Source organism: Bradyrhizobium sp. AZCC 1578, from assembly GCF_036924675.1.
In the GTDB taxonomy this organism is placed as follows: domain Bacteria; phylum Pseudomonadota; class Alphaproteobacteria; order Rhizobiales; family Xanthobacteraceae; genus Bradyrhizobium.
On the sequence record NZ_JAZHRZ010000001.1, the window covers coordinates 3,541,538 to 3,559,337 of the forward strand.

A 17,800-nucleotide genomic window follows, 5' to 3' on the forward strand; every position below is an offset into this window, starting at 1 on the left:
GCGTAGTCAACGCTCTTCGCAACGCACGATTTCGCGTTTTCGCATTGCGATGAAAGCGGAACCCGTTGCGACGAATGGCCAGCTAATCGCCGCCTGATGACGAAAACGTGACATCGTGCAGAGACTCTCGCCCCGCCCCGCCCTCGTCATTCCGCGGCGCGCCTCTTGGCGCAGGCTTGCCGCCTTCAAGCATGACGTCGCCGATTTCCTCGGCTAACCTCGCCGCAAGGCCCGCCACAAGGGCCAGAAAAATGTCCGGGGAGGACAATCGTGCACAGAGGGCGTGTCGTATTCGGCGCCATGGACGAGGTCGTGTTCGGACGGCCGGCGTCCGAGGCGCTTGTCGCGCAGGTGGATCGGCTCGGCACGAGGCGCGCCTTCCTGATGATCAGCGGCACGCTCAACCGCGAAACCGATGTGATCGATACCATCCGCCGTGCGCTGGGACCGCGCTGCGTCGGCACGTTCGACGCGATGCCGCCGCACACGCCGCGCTCAGCCGTGATCGCCGCCAGCGAACAGGCCCGCGCAGCGGATGCCGATCTCATCGTCACGATCGGCGGCGGGTCGATCACCGACGGCGCCAAGGCCGTGCAGCTCTGCCTCGCCAACGACGTCCGCAGCGCGGATGACATCGACCGGATCAAGGCCGGTCGCGGCGGCTCACCGCAACTTGCCGCGCCGACGGTTCGCCAGATCAGCGTGCCGACGACGATCGCCGGCGGTGAATTCTCCTCCACGGCCGGCGTCACCAACGAGAAGACGAAGGTCAAGGAAGCGCTGCGCCATCCGCTGCTGATACCGCGCGCCGTGATTCTCGACCCCTGGCTTGCCCAACACACGCCGGAATGGCTGTGGCTGTCGACCGGTATCCGCGCCGTCGACCATTGCGTCGAAGGCATCTGCTCGCGCGAGGCTCACCCATATGGCGATGCGCAGGCGCTGAAGGGCCTATCGATGCTGGCGCAGGCGCTGCCAGGCGTGAAGGCCGCGGCCGGCGACCTCGACGCGCGGATGGATTGCCAGATCGGGACCTGGCTTTCGACCGGGCCTCTCGCTTCCGGCGTGCCGATGGGCGCCAGCCATGGCATCGGCTACGTGCTCGGCGCGGAGTTCGGAGTCCCGCACGGCTACACCTCCTGCGTGATGCTGCCATCGGTGATGCGATGGAACAAGTCAGCGAATGCCGAACGTCAGGCGCTGGTCGCAGCCGCCATGGGCCATCCGAACGAGGACGCCGGCGACGTGCTCGATCGATTCATTCGCAATCTCGGCATGCCGCGCAGCCTGCGCGAGGTCAAGGTTGGGCCTGAGCACTTCGACCGCATCGCGCAACAAGCGATGGCAACGCCGTGGGTGCCGCGCAATCCGCGCAAGATCGATGAACCGGCGCAGGTACGCGAGATTTTGGACATGACCGCGTAAGGAGACCGAAGCCAATATGTACACCGGCACACATGCTCACCTTCGTCCGCTGCAGCCCGCCTTCATCATGGCTTCCACCGGAGAGGCCGTAACCTATCGTGAACTGGAGGCGCGCTCGAACCGGCTGGCGCACTTGTTTCGCAACCGCGGACTCAAGCGCCTCGACCACTATTCGATCTTCATGGAGAACAACAGCCGCTACCTCGAGGCCTGCGGCGCCGGCGAACGCAGCGGGCTTTATTATACCTGCGTGAACTCCTACCTGACCGCGGGCGAGCTTGCCTACATCCTCACAAACAGCCAGTCGCGCATTCTCATCACCTCGAAGGCAAAGCTCGACGTCGCCCGCGAGGCGCTGAAGGAATGCCCCAAGGTCGACTTGTGCATTGTCGCGGACGGCGACGGCGAGAGCGACCGCATCGTCGGGCTTGAGCAGGCGACGGCAGGCCTCCCGAAGACGCCGAGATCGGACGAATGCATCGGCACCGCGATGCTCTATTCGTCGGGCACCACGGGCCGGCCGAAGGGCATCCTGCGGCCGCTGCCCGAACAACCTCCGCTTCAGAACCTGGCGATCTTCGATTTCCTGCACGGCGTCTGGCACTACCGCGAAGGCATGATCTACCTTTCGCCGGCGCCGCTGTATCATTCGGCGCCGCAGGCGGCGGTCAATCTGACGATCCGCGCCGGCGGCACCGTCATCATCATGGAAAGTTTTGATCCGGAAAGATATCTGGAGCTGGTTCAAAGATGGGGCGTTACCCACACCCAGCTTGTGCCGACGATGTTCTCGCGCATGCTGAAGCTGCCAGAGGATGTCCGCAAGCGCTATGACCTCTCATCGCTCGAGATCGCGATCCACGCTGCCGCGCCCTGCCCGGCTGCGGTGAAGGACGACATCATCAAATGGTGGGGGCCGATCATCCATGAATATTACGGCGCCACCGAAGGGCTCGGCTTCACCGCCTGCAACACCGAGGAATGGCTGGCCCATCGCGGCACCGTCGGCCGGGTGATGCTCGGCGACCTCCATATTCTCAACGAGGACATGCAACCCTGCCCCCTCGGCACGCCCGGCACGGTGTGGTTCAAGACCGCAACCCCCTTTGAATATTTCAACGACCCGGCCAAGACCCAGGAAGTGCGTTCGCCGGACGGCAGCATGAGCACGGTCGGCGACGTCGGCTATGTCGACGAGGACGGCTTTCTCTATCTGACCGACCGCGCGACCTTCATGATCATCTCCGGTGGCGTCAACATCTACCCGCAGGAATGCGAGAACCTCCTGATCACTCACCCCAAGATCGCCGATGCGGCGGTGTTCGGGGTGCCGAATCCCGACCTTGGCGAGGAAGTAAAGGCCGTGGTGCAGCCGATGCCGGGCGTCTGGCCGGGACAGGAACTGGCCGACGAACTGATCGCCTTCTGCAGCCAGTCGCTGTCGCGCCAGAAAGTGCCGCGCTCGATCGATTTCGAGGCCGAACTGCCGCGGCTGCCGACCGGCAAGCTCTACAAGCGCCTGTTGCGCGATCGCTATTGGGGCAACAAGACCTCGCGGATCGTGTGAGCATGCGACGATGTGAGATGGCGAGCCCGAACACAGACGTCGCGACACCCGGTGGTGCGGTGCATCATCCGGCGAGACATTCCAGCGCGAGCCGCAACATGACGGCTACGCTGCAACCAATCCGCCGCTTTCGCAGCGAACGGCCGGTTGGCGCGCATGTTCCGCCGCACGGATTTCGATTAGTTCGAATTGCCGATCTGTGCATTGTCTTGGCCGGTTGCCCGGACGCGCGGGCATGCTATCGTCTGATGCAATCGGCCGTTTCGAGACCGAGCACATATGGGAGGGGACCATGCGGAGCGTTCATGCGCTTGCCGCGGCAGCGCTGTTGTTGCTGCCGGCTTATGATGTTGCATCGGCCGGCGAGTCCAAACAGGGTGGCATCCTCAGGGTCTATCATCGCGACAGCCCGGGCAGCGCCTCGATCCATGAAGGCGCGACCTTCTCGATCAACGTTCCCTTCATGCCGGTCTTCAACAACCTGGTCATGTTCAAGCAGGACGTCGCGCAGAATAGCGTCGATTCCATCGTCCCGGATCTGGCGGAGAACTGGGCCTGGAGCGACGACGGCAAGAAACTCACCTTCAAATTGAAGCAGGGCGTCAAGTGGCATGACGGCAAGCCGTTCACCTCAGCCGACGTCAAGTGCACCTTCGACATGCTGATGGGCAAGTCGCAGCAAAAATTCCGTCAGAACCCGCGAAAGTCCTGGTACAACCAGGTCGAGGACGTGACGACAAACGGCGATTTCGAGGCATCGTTCAGCCTGAAGCGGCCGCAGCCGGCATTGTTGTCGTTACTCGCCTCCGGCTACACCCCGGTTTACCCCTGCCACGTCTCCCCGGCCGACATGCGTACCAAGCCGGTCGGCACCGGCCCGTTCAAATTCGTCGAGTTCAAGGCCAACGAATCGATCAAGCTCACGAAGAATCCCGACTACTTCAAGAAGGGCCTGCCGCACCTCGACGGCATCGAGTTCACCATCATCACCAACCGTTCGACGGCCATTCTCGGATTTGTCTCCGGGAAGTTCGACATGACTTTCCCGACCGAAGTGTCAATCCCGCTCTTGAAGGAGGTCAAGTCGCAGGCGCCGAATGCAGTATGCGTGGTCGAGCCGGTCAACGTCTCGACCAACATCATCGTCAACTCGTCCGCCCCGCCGTTCGACAATATCGACATTCGCCGCGCGCTGGCACTGGTGCTCGACCGCAAGGCCTTCGTCTCGATCCTGTACGAGGGACAGGCCGACATCGGCGGCACCATGCTCCCCGCACCGGGTGGCTTGTGGGCGATGCCGAAGGAAATGCTGGAATCGATTCCGGGTTACGGTCCCGACGTCAACGCCAATCGGGAAGAGGCGCGCAAGCTGATGCAGAAGGCGGGCTATGGACCGGACAAGCGCCTCGCCGTCAAGGTCGCCACGCGCAACATCCCGATCTACCGCGATCCCGCCGTCATCCTGATCGACCAGATGAAGAGCATCTATATCGACGGCGATCTCGACGTCGTCGATACCGCGCAGTGGTTCCCGAAGGTCGCCCGCAAGGATTACTCGCTCGGCCTCAACCTCACCGGCAATGCGGTCGACGATCCCGACCAGTCATTCTACGAAAACTATTCTTGCGGCTCGGAGCGCAACTATACCAACTACTGCAACAAGGAAATCGAGAAGCTGTTCGACGAGCAGTCGATGGAGAAGGATGCCGCCAAGCGCAAGAAGTTGGTCTGGGAGATCGACAAGAAGCTGCAGGAAGACGTGGCGCGGCCGATCATCTTGCACGCCCGCCAGGGCTCGTGCTGGCAGCCTTATGTCAAGGGCATCACCATCATGGTGAACAGCTCCTACAACGGCTACCGTTACGAAGACGTCTGGATGGACAAGTAACGTTCGGCCGAGAGAAGCCGGTGTGACGGTAAATTTCGAGCGCGCAGTTTTGTGTCCGTCATTGCGAGCGAAGCGAAGCAATCCACCTCTCTGCACGAGGATAGATGGATTGCGTCGTCGCTATCGCTCCTCGCAATGACGGAGGGGTTCGAGAATGACGGATAGTCAGGGAGAGTAGCCGGGTGTTTGCTTATATCGTGCGACGCCTCGCCTTGATGCTCGTGACCCTGATCGGGATCTCGATCATCATCTTCGTGTTGCTGCGGGTCGTCCCCGGCAACATCGTCGACATCCTGTTCGACGCCGCCGGCTTCGTCGATCCCACCGACAAGGCCAACCTGGAAAAGGAACTCGGCCTCAACCTGCCGATCTACCAGCAATATCTGAACTGGATCGGCGGGCTGCTGCACGGCGATCTCGGCTATTCCTACGTCTCGGAAAAGCCGGCGCTGCAAGAGATCCTGCCGCGCATTCCGATCACCGCCCGGCTGGCGGCGCTGGCGCTGTTGTTCTCGGCCTCGATCGGCATCCCCTTGGGCGTTCTCAGCGCAGTCCACCAAGGCTCGCGGCTGGATTACACCCTCCGTGTCGTCAGCCTGAGCGGCCTGTCGCTGCCTTCCTTCTGGCTCGGGCTGCTTATCCTGATGGCCTCGGTTTCGCTGTTCGGCCACATGCCGATCTACAATCCGAACCCGGCAACCTGGACGGAGGCGTTCGCGATCTATGCCGTGCCGGCGATGGCGGTCGGCTTTCGCAGCGCCGCGCTGACCATGCGCATCACGCGCTCCTCGATGCTCGAAATTCTGCGGCAGGACTACATCCGCACCGCGCGCGCCAAGGGTGCGTCCGAGGCTTCGGTCAACTATCGCCACGCGCTGAAGAACGCGATTCTCCCTGTTATCACCGTGATCGGCATCGAGGCGGCGTTCCTGATCGGCGGGCTGATTGTCACCGAAACCGTGTTCAATATTCCAGGCGTGGCCCGCTTCCTGGTCGAGGCGTTGCGCTGGCGCGATTACCCGATCGTGCAGAATCTCGTGATGCTGATCGCCGTGGTCGTGGTGGTCGCTAACTTCACCGTCGACATGCTTTACGCCGCGATCGATCCGCGCATCCGGTATGGGGACTAGCCGCGTGACCACGATTAACTTCGAGAGCGAGTTGAGGCGGGCCGGCGCCCATTCGACGCATGGCTGGCGCCGGCTGGTGTTCCTGGCGCAGCGTTATCTGCTCGGCACGATCGGCCTTGTCATCATGGTGATGTTCGTCTGGATGGCGATCTCGGCCGACCTCATTGCCCGCTACGATCCGCTCAGTGTCGATTCGGCGCAGCGGCTGGCAGCGCCGAGCGCGGCGCACTGGATGGGAACCGATTCATTCGGCCGTGACGTCTGGAGCCGGATCATTCACGGCGCGCGCATTTCGCTCGCCGTCGGTATCGGCGCCACCGCGCTGGGATCGTCGATCGGCGTCATCGTCGGCCTCGTATCGGGCTATCTGTCCGGCTGGGTCGATCTGTTGTTCCAGCGCGTCACCGACATCCTGCAGGCCCTGCCCTTGCTGGTGCTGGCGCTGGTGATGACGGCGGCGCTCGGTCCCTCGCTGCCGAACGTGATTATCGCGATTGCGATCCCGTTGATCCCCACCGTCGCCCGCGTGATCCGCGCCAATACGCTGGCGCTGCGCGAGCAGCCCTTCGTCGAGGCAGCAAAATCGATCGGCATGAGCGAGACCCGCATCGCGCTCCGCCACGTGCTGCCGAACACGCTCGCGCCCTTGATCGTGCTGGCGACCGCGCAGCTCGGTTCCACCATCCTCACCGAAGCCTCGCTGTCGTTCCTCGGCCTCGGCATTCCCGAGCCCTATCCGTCCTGGGGCCGCATGCTGTCGGAATCGGCGGCCGAATATGTTCGCACCGCGCCGTGGCTGGTGATTTTCCCGGGCGTCGCCATCTCCCTTGCCGTATTCGGCACCAATCTGTTCGGCGACGCGCTCCGCGACATCCTCGATCCGAGGCAACGCGGCTGATGAGCGAGGCGCGCAAGGACGACACTATTCTCGATGTGAAGAACCTGCAGACGGTGTTCTTCACCAATTCCGGGCTGTTCCGCGCGGTCGACGACGTCTCGTTCACCGTCCGCCGCGGCGAGACGCTCGCGATCGTCGGCGAGTCCGGCTGCGGCAAGAGCGTGACCGCGCTGTCGGTGATGCGGCTGGTGCCCGACCCGCCGGGCCGCGTGGTCGGCGGCTCGGTGACGCTGGAAGGCACCGATCTGCTCAGCCTCGACGAGGCCGAGATGCGCGATATCCGCGGCAATCGAATCTCGATGATCTTTCAGGAGCCGATGACCTCGCTCAATCCGGTGATGCGGATCGGCGACCAGATCACGGAAGTGCTCCGCCTGCACCAGGAGATGACCGCGAAGGAGGCCTGGGCCAAGGCGGTCGAGATGCTGCGCCTGGTCCGCATTCCCGAACCGGACCGGCGCGCGCACGAATATCCGCATCAATTGTCCGGCGGCATGCGGCAGCGCGCGATGATCGCGATGGCTCTGGCGTGCCGGCCGGCGCTGTTGATCGCGGACGAGCCGACCACCGCGCTTGACGTGACGATCCAGGCGCAGATCCTGGCGCTGATCGTCGATCTGCAAAAGAGGCTCGGCACCGGCTTGATCCTCATCACGCACGATCTCGGCGTCGTCGCGCAGACCGCGCAACGCGTCATCGTGATGTATGCCGGCAAGAAGGTCGAGGAAGCGACGGTAGAGGACCTGTTCGAAAATCCAAAGCATCCCTACACGCGCGGGCTGATGGCCTCGATGCCGGCGGTGATCTCGTTTGGTGCCAAGACCGATGCGCGACTGAATGAGATTCCCGGCATGGTGCCGTCGCTGACCAACTTGCCGCCGGGCTGTGCCTTTGCGCCGCGCTGCCGCCTTGCCGTGGACCGATGCCGCGCCGAATATCCGCCGCTGCAGGAAGTCGATGCCAATCATCTCGCGGCGTGCTGGCGCGCAACCGAATTGGTGGGCGCGCCATGAGCGACCAACGCCCCCTCCTTGAAGTCACCGACCTCGTCAAGCATTACGCGGTGCGCGGCGGCGTCCTGCGCCGGCGCGTCGGCACTGTGCATGCGGTCGACGGCGTCAGCTTCTCGGTCGGCAAGGGCGAGACGCTCGGGCTGGTCGGCGAATCCGGCTGCGGCAAATCGACGGTCGCACGCGCCGTGCTACGGCTGGTGGAGCCGTCCAGCGGCGCCATCAAGCTGAACGGCACCGACATCACCGGGCTCAGCAAGGCCGAGATGCGGCCGCACCGTCGCTCCATGCAGATCGTGTTCCAGGATCCGTTCGCCTCGCTCAATCCGCGCATGACCGCGGGCGATATCGTCGGCGAGCCGCTCGCCGTGCATGGGCTCGCGACCGGCCGCGCGCAGCAGGAACGCGTCGCGGAACTGTTCGCGCAGGTGGGATTGCGGCCCGATCAGATGAAGAACTACCCGCACCAATTCTCCGGTGGCCAGCGGCAGCGCATCTGCATCGCGCGGGCACTGTCGCTCGGGCCGAGCCTGATCGTATGCGACGAGCCGGTCTCGGCGCTCGACGTCTCGATCCAGGCGCAGGTGATCAACCTGTTGATCGACCTGCAGCGCAAGAACGATTTTTCTTACCTGTTCATCGCCCACGATCTCGCCGTCGTCGCCCATATCAGCCATCGCGTCGCCGTGATGTATCTCGGACGCATTGTCGAAATCGCGGACAAGTCGGAATTGTTCGCCAACCCGCGGCATCCATATACGCAGGCGCTGCTGGCGTCAGTCCCGGTCGCTGATCCCAAGGCAAAGCGCCTCGCGCCGATGGTCGACGGCGACGTCCCGAGCCCGATCAATCCACCTTCAGGCTGCGCCTTCCACACCCGCTGCCGCTATGTCATGGACCGCTGCAAGGTGGAGCGGCCGGCGCTGGTGGAGGCCGGCGAAGGACATCAGGTAGCGTGCTGGCTGAACGACGGCACGGGACGACCGGAATAAGTCTATCGTCGTCCCTGCGAACGCAGGGACCCATAACCACCGCTGCTACTTACGAACCAAAGTTATCGCCCCAACTTCGCACAAATCGAACGTTCGTGGTTATGGGTCCCGGGTCAAGCCCGGGACGACAGAGATTTTTGTCACGCCGCCGCAATCTCCACGACGATCCGTCCCGTCGTCACCTGCTCGCCCTCGGTGACATCGATCGACGAAACCGTGCCAGCAACACCTGCCATGTGCACGTGCTCCATCTTCATCGCTTCCAGCGTCATAACCGGCTGGCCGACGGCAACCTGCTCGCCGGGCTTGACCAGCACCGCGACCACACGGCCGTTCATCGTCGCGCGCACCTTGCCGTCGCCGTCCGCCGCCACAGCGGAGGCCGGTGCAGCCAGCGTCAGATCGCGGGCGGCAATCGAGGCTCCGCGATGCAGAACATAGAGCTGGTCGCCATCGCGCAAGAATCTCGCTGACTCCATCATGCCGTCGGCACGGAAGCGGATCGTGTCGGGGCCGAGCTCGTCGATCTCGAAACGCCGCTCGTCGCCCTCGAAGCCCGCGACATAACTCCCGTCGCGGTTCCGAACGATATCAACCTCGAACGCACCGTGGCCAAGGTCGATCCGCATCGTCAGCGGGAAAGTCGCCGCCAGACTGCGTCCGCGGCGCCAGGGCGGCGCATGCGGATTGGTGACGTAAAGCAGCAACGCTGCCAGCGCAGCTTCCGCCTTGCCCTTCACACGCGGCGCCAGCAATTCGTCGCGGTGATTACCGATGAAGGCCGTGGTCGCTTCGCCCCTCGCAAAGGCAGGATGGCGCAGGCAGGAAATCAGGAATCCCTGATTGGTGGTGACGCCGAACGCCGCGGTCTGCTCCAGCCCGCAAATCAGCCGACCGCGGGCCTCATTGCGGTCGGCACCATGGCTGATGATCTTGGCAATCATCGAATCGTAGAACGGCGGAATCTCCGAATCTGAACGCAGCGCGTGCTCGACGCGGATGCCGTCGGGCATCTGCCACAGCTCTATTCGCCCCGATTGCGGCATGAAGTCATGGTCCGCGTCCTCCGAGCACAACCGCACCTCGATGGCGTGGCCGGAAAATTTGACGTCTTCCTGCTTGAGCCCGAGCGGCTGGCCGGCCGCAATGCGCAATTGCAGTTCGACCAGATCGAGCCCGGTAATCGCTTCGGTGACGGGGTGCTCGACCTGCAGGCGCGTGTTCATTTCCATGAAATAGAACTCGCCGGACGGATCGAGCAGGAACTCCAACGTACCCGCGCCCTCATAGCCGATCGATTTGACGGCACCGACCGCAACGGCGCCCATGCGCGCCCGCAAGTCCGGCGTCACTTTTGGCGAGGGCGCTTCCTCGATCAGCTTCTGGTGTCGGCGTTGCACCGAGCAATCGCGCTCGCCGAGATGAATGGCATTGCCGTAGCGATCGCCGAATACTTGGATCTCGATGTGGCGGGGATCGACGATCGCGCGCTCCAGGATCACCGTGGGATCGCCGAACGCGCCCTGCGCCTCCGACCTTGCGCTGCGCAGTGCATCGGGAAATGCCGCGGCGTCCTCGACCAGCCGCATGCCGCGCCCGCCACCGCCGGCGACCGCCTTGATCATCACGGGGAAGCCGATCTTCCTGGCCTCTGCCAGCATTACCGCGTCGCTCTGGTCCGCGCCCTGATAGCCGGGCACGATGGGCACGCCAGCCTCTCGCATGATGTCCTTGGCGCCGGCCTTGTTGCCCATCGCCCGGATCGCCTCCGGCGACGGCCCGATGAAGACCAGCCCGGCATCGCGGCAGGCCTGCGCAAAATCCTCGTTTTCGGCGAGGAAGCCGTAGCCCGGATGCACCGCGCCGGCCCCGCTGGCTTTGGCGGCGGCGATGATCGCATCGATCCGCAGGTAGGATTGCGCCGGCAGCGCCTCCCCGATCCGCACCGCCTGGTCCGCCTCACGTACGTGCATCGCATCACGATCGGCATCGGAATAGACGGCAACCACCCCATAGCCGAGGCGGCGCGCGGTGCGCATGACCCGCAGCGCGATCTCGCCGCGATTGGCGACGAGAATCTTGAAGAATGGCGTTCGCTTCATCTCGATCCCGCTCATGGCCGGGCGACCGAGAATTGCATGCGCTGCGGCGTGCGGGCTTCGGCCTCACGGCAGATCGCCAGCACTTCCGCAAGCACGCTGCGGGTATCGCGGGGATCGATCACGCCGTCGTCGAGCACCCGCGCACTGGTCGAGAACACGTCCATCTGGCCGTCGAACACGCCCGTGATCTGCGCCTTCATCGCTTCCAGCTTTTCCTTCTCGATCGGCTTGCCCCGCCGCGCCGCCGCAGCCTCTGTCACGATCGCCATGGTTTCGGCGGCCTGCTCGCCGCCCATCACGGCGGTTTTGGCATTGGGCCAGGAGAAGCAGAACCGCGGATGGAAACCGCGCCCGCACATGCCGTAATTGCCGGCCCCGAACGACGCCCCGCAATAGATCGTGATCTGCGGCACGGTCGCCGACGTCACCGCCTGGATCATTTTGGATCCGTGCTTGATCATGCCGGCTTCCTCATAGGAACGGCCTACCATGTAGCCGGTGGTGTTATTCATGTAGAGCAGCGGCGTGCGCGACTGGCAACAGGCCTGGATGAAATGCGTCGCCTTGTTGGCGCCGGGCACGTCGAGTGGGCCGTTGTTGGTGATGATCCCGACCGCCTGTCCTTCGATGCGGGCGTGGCCACAGACCGTCGCCGGGCCGTAATTCGCGCCGAACTCGGTGAAATCGGAATCGTCGACGAAGCGCGCGATAGCCTGGCGCATATCGACAGGACGCTTGTGGTCCATCGGCATGATGCCGAGCAGTTCCTCGGCGTCATAGCGTGGCGGCTTGAAGGACAGCGCCGCAGCCTTCGGCCGATCCCATTCCAGGTTGGCCATGATATCGCGCGCGATGCGGAGCGCGTCGCGATCGTCCTCGGCGAGATAGTCGCCAAGACCCGAAATGGAGGTGTGCATCTCGGCGCCACCGAGTTCCTCCTCGGTTGCGATCTCACCCGTTGCCGCCTTCAAGAGCGGCGGGCCGGCCAGGAATGCGCGGGTACGGCCGCGGACCATGACGATGTAATCGGAGAGCCCGGTCTGGTAGGCGCCGCCCGCCGTTGACGATCCATGCGTCACGGTGACGACGGGCAGACCGGCGGCCGACAGCCGCGCGAGATTTCGAAAAATGTTTCCGCCGCGGATAAAATCCTCGACGCGGTAGCGCAGCAGATTGGCGCCCGCGCTTTCAACCAGTTGCACGTAAGGCAGCTTGTTTTCCAGTGCCAGTTCCTGCACCCGCAGCGTCTTGTCGAGGCCAAACGGCTGCAGCGCGCCGGCATCGATGCCGGAATCATTGGCGCTGACCATGCAGCGGATGCCGGAGACGAAGCCGATACCCGCGATCACGCCGCCGCCGGGAACGCTCTTCTCCGCGTCCGGCACGTCGAACATGTAGCCGGCGAGCGTCGATAGTTCGATGAACGACGAGCCGGGATCGAGCACCAGCGCCACGCGCTCGCGCGGCAGCAATTGCCCGCGCTTGTGGAAGCGATCTTTGGCTTGGGCCGATGCTGCGCGCGTGCGATCTTCCAGCGAGCGCATGCGCGCGATCAGCGCCAGCATGCCGTCGCGATTGGCCCTGTAGGCGGCACCGGAGGGGGAGATGGTGGATTCGAGGATAGCCATAAACTAACTCACTCCGTCATTCCGGGATGGTCCGAAGGACCAGACCCGGAATCTCGAGATTCCGAGTTCGCTTCGCGCCCCGGAATGACAGCTCAATGCCTTGTCCCAAATATCTGCCGCGCTTCAGCCGGGCTCGCGATCTCACGGCCCGCACGCCGTGCGCAGGCGGCGATGGCTTCGATCAACTGCCCGTTCGAGGTCACCTTGGTGCCATCGGCAAGATAAAAGGTATCCTCCAGCCCAGTGCGCAGATGTCCACCAAGATCGGCGCAGCGCTGGTGCAGCGGCCAGATTTCGGCACGGCCGATCGCAGTGACCTGCCAATGCGCTTGCGGCAATTTCAGCTTCAAGAGGATCGGCAGCAACTCCGGATCCGCCGGCATGCCTGACGCCACGCCCATCACGAAATTATATTCGAGCGGTCCGGAATACATGCCGGTCTGCACGTACATGCCGACACAGCGCACGATGCCGACGTCGAAACATTCGAACTCGGGAATCGTGCCCGCTTCCTTCATGGCGTCGAGATAGTCCTGCACCTTCTCGACCGCATTATCGAACATCATCGGCGGCCAGGCCCAGGTGTTGTCGGACTTCACCTTGAGATAGTTCAGCGAGCCGGCATTACACGCGGCAATCTCGGGCCTGGTTTCGCGCACGCAGTCGAGCGCTCCCTGATATTTCGGACCCGACGTGCCTGTCGTGTGATTGATGATGACGCCGGGGCAGGCTTCACGGATGGCTTGCTGGATCTCTTTGGAGACGTTGACGTCCCAGGACGGCAGATGCCCCTTGTTCGGCTCCTGCTGGCGCAGATGGATGTGCATGATGCTGGCGCCGGCGTTGACGGCGGCCCTGGCCTCACGCGCCATCTGCTCCGGCGTCACCGGCACGTTGTGCTGCTTCGGATCGGTCAACACGCCGTTCAGCGCGCAGGTAATGACGGCCTTGTCGCCCATGGATCAACCTTCGAAACGGGACGCGAGAGATCGCGAACATCCGGCGCGATCATGCGTGCCGCATCAGCCGGCTTCTTGCGTCAACCCGCTATTGTCGGCGCCGGCACGGCCGTGGCTATAGATCGCGAGATCGCGCGAGCCTGAAAAGATTGCGCGCGGCTTCAGCCCGTAGAAGCGGCGGATCGAGTGGCTGAAATGCGTCGAATCGGGATAGCCGATATCCTGCGCGAGATGCGCAAGGTTGATGTCCTGGTTTGCGAAATGCAAGAGATGCCGTGCCCGCTTCCAGGCGCGGAACGAGCGGAAGGATATCCCGGTCTGCTCTTTGAATAGATGCAGGAACCGCGACGGCGATAATCCGGCCTCCGCGGCGCAGCTTGCCGCCGTCACCGGCTCGCCGGAGAATTTTCCGATCTGCACAATCGCGTGTGCCACGCGGGGATCGAGCTCACGTTGCGGCAAGACTTCGCCAAGGCACAGGCAATCGAATTCGGCGCTGGAAAACTCACAGCCGGCGTGATGCTCGCGCAGTTCACGATAGGCGGCCCGAATGCGGCTGGCGAAAGCCGCGCCCTCAGGCCCCGCGAGGCGCGTCGCGAGATCGTCGAGCACACCGGGACGAACGCTCTCCGGTTCGATGACGACGCTCAGCACCGAGCGATGATCGCTCGCGATGGTGTGCCTGACGTTCGGCAACAGAGCGACCATGTCGCCATGGGTTTCGCGGCCATCGGCCGTGGTGAGCCAGAGACCGCCCTCGATCGCAACATAGATGTTGAAGGCGCCCGAGCAGCGTTGCCGGGGCCGACCGAGCAGACCGGCGTAGAACACGCGTTCCGGGGTGATCAGCATCAGATGGCCGGATTTGTGGCCGGTACCGTCCATGGCTCGTCCTCCTCGCGCGGCTCTTTGGCCGCTGCGATGGGTCAACCATAGCGGAAATTCGTGGGCTGTCACCGATCGGCAAAGGTTAATTCGCGGCCCGAATTGGCTCCATTTCAAGCCCGTACCCGCGGCGCCACGTTCTGCTCGACGCCGGCCTTGCGTTCCGCCGCAACCGCGCGCTGGTAACCCTCGCGCTCCTGCAACCGGGCCCAATAGGCCCTGACATTCGGCCCGAAATCCTGGTCGAGGCCGATATTGCCGGCCAGCCGCAGCGCATAGCCGTTAACGATATCGGCCGCGGTGAAGCGGCCGGCGCACAGGTTTTCGGCATTGGCGGTCGCTGCCTCGACCGCGCGCAGCCGGCCCAGGAACCATTTCGCGTAATCGCCGGCAACCTGCGGGTTCCGCCGTTCCTCCGGCTCGAGCTGGCTGTATCTCAGCACCAGCGTCTGCGGAAAGGTCAGCGTGGCGTCGCTGAAGTACATCCAGTTCAGGAAGGCGCCATAGGCCGGATCATCCTGCCCTACCACCAGCGGCGTCGGTCCGTATTTGGTGCCGAGATAGTAACAAATGCCGGAGGACTCCGTCATTTTGGTCTCGCCATCGATCATGAACGGAATGGTCCCGAGCGGATTGATCGCGAGATATTGCTTGGCGAGCACGCGCGGCGGGAACGGCAGCATCTTCAACTCGTAGGGCAAGCCCATCTCTTCCAGCATCCAGAGCGGGCGGAACGAGCGCGCGCCGTCGCAGTGATAGAGCGTGATCATCAACCGTTCCTCATCGTTACTTTTCTAACTTGTTCTTATTGGTTTTTCGGTAGCGTGCCCATCATCTTGCATAGCACCGTCAGCATCACCTCGTCGGCGCCGCCGCCGATCGAGGTCAGGCGGCTGTCGCGATAGGCCCGGCTGACCGGCGTCTCGTTCATAAAGCCCATGCCACCCCAGAATTGCAGGCAGGCATCGGTGAGTTCGCGCCCCAAGCGCCCGGCCTTCAGCTTGGCCATGGTAGCAAGCCGCGTCACGTCCTCGCCCGCGATCAACGCCTCAGCGGCGCGGTAGACCAGCGCGCGCAACAGCTCGACCTCGGTCTGCATCTCCGCCAGCTTGAAATGGACGGTCTGGTTGTCGAGGATCGACTTTCCGAACGCCTTGCGGTTGCGAGTGTACTCGATCGTCTCTGATATGATGAATTCATGGGCCTTGAGGCAGGCCGCCGCGCCCCACAGCCGTTCCTCCTGGAACTGCACCATCTGGTAGGTAAAGCCCTTGCCTTCCTCGCCGATCCGGTTGCGCTTGGGCACCCGGACGTTGTCGAAGAAGATCTGCGCGGTGTCGGATGAGCGCATGCCCATCTTGTCGAGCTTGCGCGCGACCTGCACGCCCTTGGTCTTCATGGGCACGCAGATCAGCGACTTGTTGTGATGGACCTGGTCGTCGCTGGTATTGGCGAGCAGGCAGATCCAGTCGGCCTGCACGCCGTTGGTGATCCACATCTTGCCGCCGTTGATGACGTAATCGTCGCCGTCGGAGCGCGCCTGCGTCTTGATCGAGGCGACGTCGGAACCGGCGCCCGGCTCCGAGACGCCGACGCAGGCCACCGCATCACCGGCAATCGCCGGCGCGAGAAATTCACGGCGCACCTCATCAGAACCGAACCGCGCCAGCGCCGGCGTCGCCATGTCGGTCTGCACCCCGATCGCCATCGGCACGCCGCCGCATTTGATGGCACCAAGCTCTTCCGCCATCATCAGCGCGTAGGAATAATCGAGTCCTTGGCCGCCGTATTCGACCGGCTTGTTGAGGCCGAGAAAGCCGAGGTCGCCAAGCTTCTTGAACAATTCATGCGCCGGGAAGATGTCGTTCTTCTCCCATTCGTCAACAAAGGGATTGATCTCGGCGGCGATGAATTTTTGCAAGATACGGCGGGGTTCGTCGTGGTCGGCGATGAAGAGCATGTTTTAATCTATCCTTCGTCATTCCGGGGCAGCCCAAAGGGCTGAACCCGGAATCCATTTCGCGACAGTACTTGCGGCCCAATGGATTCCGAGCTCGCTCGCTTCGCTCGCGCCCCGGAACGACCCGGGCTGAGCGAAATTGTCACAGCCCCATTTGCCGCGAGGCGAGATCCTTCATGATCTCCTCGGTGCCGCCGCCGATGGCGTTGACCTTGACCTCGCGATAGATGCGCTCGACCTTGACGCCGCGCATGAAGCCGGCGCCGCCGAAAATCTGGACAGCCTCGGAGGCACAGAACGCCATGGTTTGGGTCGCCTGGTTCTTCATCATGCAGATTTCGGCGACCGGGCTCTCGCCCTGCCCGAGCCGCCACGCCAACATTTCCAGCATCGCCTGCGAGGCCGTGACCTTCTGCGCCATGTCGACGATCTTGTGACGGATCACCTGGTGCTGCGCAATCGGCTTGCCGAAGGTCTTGCGCTGCTTGGCATAAGCCATCGCCTCCTCGACGCAGACACCGGCATAGGCCGTGCAGCTCGCCGCCATGCCCATGCGCTCGCTGTTGAAATTCTGCATGATGAGCTTGAAACCCTGCCCCTCCTCGCCGATCAGGTTCTCGGCCGGAACGCGGCACTCGTCGAAATGCAGGGTTGCCGTATCCGACGCCCACCAGCCCATCTTCTTCAGTTTCGTCCGCGACAGGCCCGGCGTATCGCCTTCAATCAGCAGCAGGCTGACGCCGCCCGGCCCCTCGCCGCCGGTGCGCACCGCGACCGTCAGGTAGTCGGCCCGCATGCCCGACGTGATAAAGGTCTTCTCCCCGCTGACGACATAATGGTCGCCATCGCGCCGCGCCTTGGTGCACAGATTGGCGACGTCGGAGCCGCCGCTCGGCTCGGTGATCGCAAGCGCCGAAATCTTCTCGCCCGACAGCACCTGCGGCAACACCCTCGCCTTGACCTCGGGCCGCGCGGCGCGCGCAATCGGCGGCGAGCCGATGGTGTGGCTCATCAGGCTGGAGCTGACCCCGCCCGCACCGGCGCGCGCCAGTTCCTGCGACGCCACGATCTTCATGAACTGGTCGGCGGCCACACCGCCATACTCTTCTGGAAAGCCGAGCCCGAGCAGCCCGATATCGGACGCCTTGCGATAGAGCTCGCGCGGAAATTCGCCGGCTTCGTCCCATTCATGGGCATAGGGCTCGATCTCTCGCGCCACGAAGCGGCGCATCACGTCGCGGAACGCTTCGTGATCCGCCGTGTAGAATGGGCTTTGCACCCTTGTGCGCTCCAGCATGGCTTTCCTCCGCAAGGATTACGATGCCCCGATTTGGCCCGCGCAAACTTGCGTTGAGC

At 63.5% G+C, this 17,800-nt stretch carries 14 protein-coding genes; 7 read left to right on the forward strand and 7 right to left on the reverse strand.

Annotated features, from left to right (window positions below; genetic code table 11):
- The first annotated feature begins 270 nt into the window (after positions 1-270).
- The 7 genes from V1290_RS16875 (at position 271) to V1290_RS16905 (ending at position 8,910) form a co-directional block, all read left to right on the forward strand.
- Positions 271-1,425, forward strand: a complete 1,155-nt coding sequence (locus tag V1290_RS16875; protein ID WP_334365455.1) for an iron-containing alcohol dehydrogenase — start codon at positions 271-273, stop codon at positions 1,423-1,425.
- Between the two features lie 16 nt (positions 1,426-1,441).
- The gene (locus V1290_RS16880; protein WP_334365456.1) at positions 1,442-2,992 is read left to right on the forward strand and encodes an AMP-binding protein; all 1,551 of its coding nucleotides are present in this window, start codon (positions 1,442-1,444) and stop codon (positions 2,990-2,992) included.
- Positions 2,993-3,284: 292 nt separating this feature from the next.
- Positions 3,285-4,880, forward strand: coding sequence for an ABC transporter substrate-binding protein (locus V1290_RS16885; RefSeq protein WP_334365457.1), 1,596 nt, complete (start codon positions 3,285-3,287; stop codon positions 4,878-4,880).
- A gap of 182 nt (positions 4,881-5,062) precedes the next feature.
- Complete coding sequence (locus V1290_RS16890; RefSeq protein ID WP_057841301.1) at positions 5,063-6,010, forward strand: ABC transporter permease; 948 nt, start codon at positions 5,063-5,065, stop codon at positions 6,008-6,010.
- A 4-nt stretch (positions 6,011-6,014) separates the two neighbouring features.
- On the forward strand, positions 6,015-6,908 hold the full coding sequence (locus tag V1290_RS16895) for an ABC transporter permease (RefSeq protein ID WP_334365458.1): 894 nt from the start codon (positions 6,015-6,017) through the stop codon (positions 6,906-6,908).
- Positions 6,908-7,921 (forward strand): ABC transporter ATP-binding protein, encoded by a 1,014-nt coding sequence (locus V1290_RS16900; protein ID WP_334365459.1) that lies wholly within the window; start codon positions 6,908-6,910, stop codon positions 7,919-7,921. Before V1290_RS16895 ends, V1290_RS16900 begins: the two co-directional genes overlap by 1 nt.
- Positions 7,918-8,910: an ABC transporter ATP-binding protein gene (locus V1290_RS16905; protein ID WP_334365460.1), complete on the forward strand. Its 993-nt coding sequence runs from the start codon at positions 7,918-7,920 to the stop codon at positions 8,908-8,910. Before V1290_RS16900 ends, V1290_RS16905 begins: the two co-directional genes overlap by 4 nt.
- 140 nt (positions 8,911-9,050) lie before the next feature.
- Here the strand turns inward: V1290_RS16905 and V1290_RS16910 are convergent, their stop codons facing one another.
- The 7 genes from V1290_RS16910 to V1290_RS16940 form a co-directional block, all read right to left on the reverse strand.
- Positions 9,051-11,012 carry an acetyl/propionyl/methylcrotonyl-CoA carboxylase subunit alpha gene (locus tag V1290_RS16910; RefSeq protein ID WP_334365461.1) on the reverse strand — a complete coding sequence of 654 codons (1,962 nt, stop codon included), beginning with the start codon at positions 11,010-11,012 and terminating at the stop codon, positions 9,051-9,053.
- Positions 11,013-11,023: 11 nt separating this feature from the next.
- A complete protein-coding gene (locus tag V1290_RS16915) occupies positions 11,024-12,640 on the reverse strand; it encodes an acyl-CoA carboxylase subunit beta (protein WP_334365462.1) in 1,617 nt (538 codons plus the stop codon).
- A 92-nt stretch (positions 12,641-12,732) separates the two neighbouring features.
- A complete protein-coding gene (locus V1290_RS16920; RefSeq protein ID WP_334365463.1) occupies positions 12,733-13,599 on the reverse strand; it encodes a 3-keto-5-aminohexanoate cleavage protein in 867 nt (288 codons plus the stop codon).
- Between the two features lie 63 nt (positions 13,600-13,662).
- Entirely contained in the window at positions 13,663-14,484 is an 822-nt protein-coding gene (locus V1290_RS16925; RefSeq protein ID WP_334365464.1) for an AraC family transcriptional regulator, read from the reverse strand.
- A 113-nt stretch (positions 14,485-14,597) separates the two neighbouring features.
- Positions 14,598-15,254, reverse strand: coding sequence for a glutathione S-transferase family protein (locus V1290_RS16930; protein WP_334365465.1), 657 nt, complete (start codon positions 15,252-15,254; stop codon positions 14,598-14,600).
- Positions 15,255-15,289: 35 nt separating this feature from the next.
- The gene (locus tag V1290_RS16935; protein ID WP_334365466.1) at positions 15,290-16,444 is read right to left on the reverse strand and encodes an acyl-CoA dehydrogenase family protein; all 1,155 of its coding nucleotides are present in this window, start codon (positions 16,442-16,444) and stop codon (positions 15,290-15,292) included.
- Between the two features lie 142 nt (positions 16,445-16,586).
- Entirely contained in the window at positions 16,587-17,741 is a 1,155-nt protein-coding gene (locus V1290_RS16940; protein WP_334365467.1) for an acyl-CoA dehydrogenase family protein, read from the reverse strand.
- Positions 17,742-17,800 lie beyond the last annotated feature (59 nt).

Coding starts and splice junctions, on each gene's coding strand:
- V1290_RS16900 (WP_334365459.1), top strand. CDS start 6,908: ATGAGCGAGGCGCGCAAGGACGACACTATTCTCGATGTGAAGAACCTG.
- V1290_RS16915 (WP_334365462.1), bottom strand. CDS start 12,640: ATGGCTATCCTCGAATCCACCATCTCCCCCTCCGGTGCCGCCTACAGG.
- V1290_RS16885 (WP_334365457.1), top strand. CDS start 3,285: ATGCGGAGCGTTCATGCGCTTGCCGCGGCAGCGCTGTTGTTGCTGCCG.
- V1290_RS16920 (WP_334365463.1), bottom strand. CDS start 13,599: ATGGGCGACAAGGCCGTCATTACCTGCGCGCTGAACGGCGTGTTGACC.
- V1290_RS16880 (WP_334365456.1), top strand. CDS start 1,442: ATGTACACCGGCACACATGCTCACCTTCGTCCGCTGCAGCCCGCCTTC.
- V1290_RS16905 (WP_334365460.1), top strand. CDS start 7,918: ATGAGCGACCAACGCCCCCTCCTTGAAGTCACCGACCTCGTCAAGCAT.
- V1290_RS16910 (WP_334365461.1), bottom strand. CDS start 11,012: ATGAAGCGAACGCCATTCTTCAAGATTCTCGTCGCCAATCGCGGCGAG.
- V1290_RS16940 (WP_334365467.1), bottom strand. CDS start 17,741: ATGCTGGAGCGCACAAGGGTGCAAAGCCCATTCTACACGGCGGATCAC.
- V1290_RS16930 (WP_334365465.1), bottom strand. CDS start 15,254: ATGATCACGCTCTATCACTGCGACGGCGCGCGCTCGTTCCGCCCGCTC.
- V1290_RS16935 (WP_334365466.1), bottom strand. CDS start 16,444: ATGCTCTTCATCGCCGACCACGACGAACCCCGCCGTATCTTGCAAAAA.
- V1290_RS16925 (WP_334365464.1), bottom strand. CDS start 14,484: ATGGACGGTACCGGCCACAAATCCGGCCATCTGATGCTGATCACCCCG.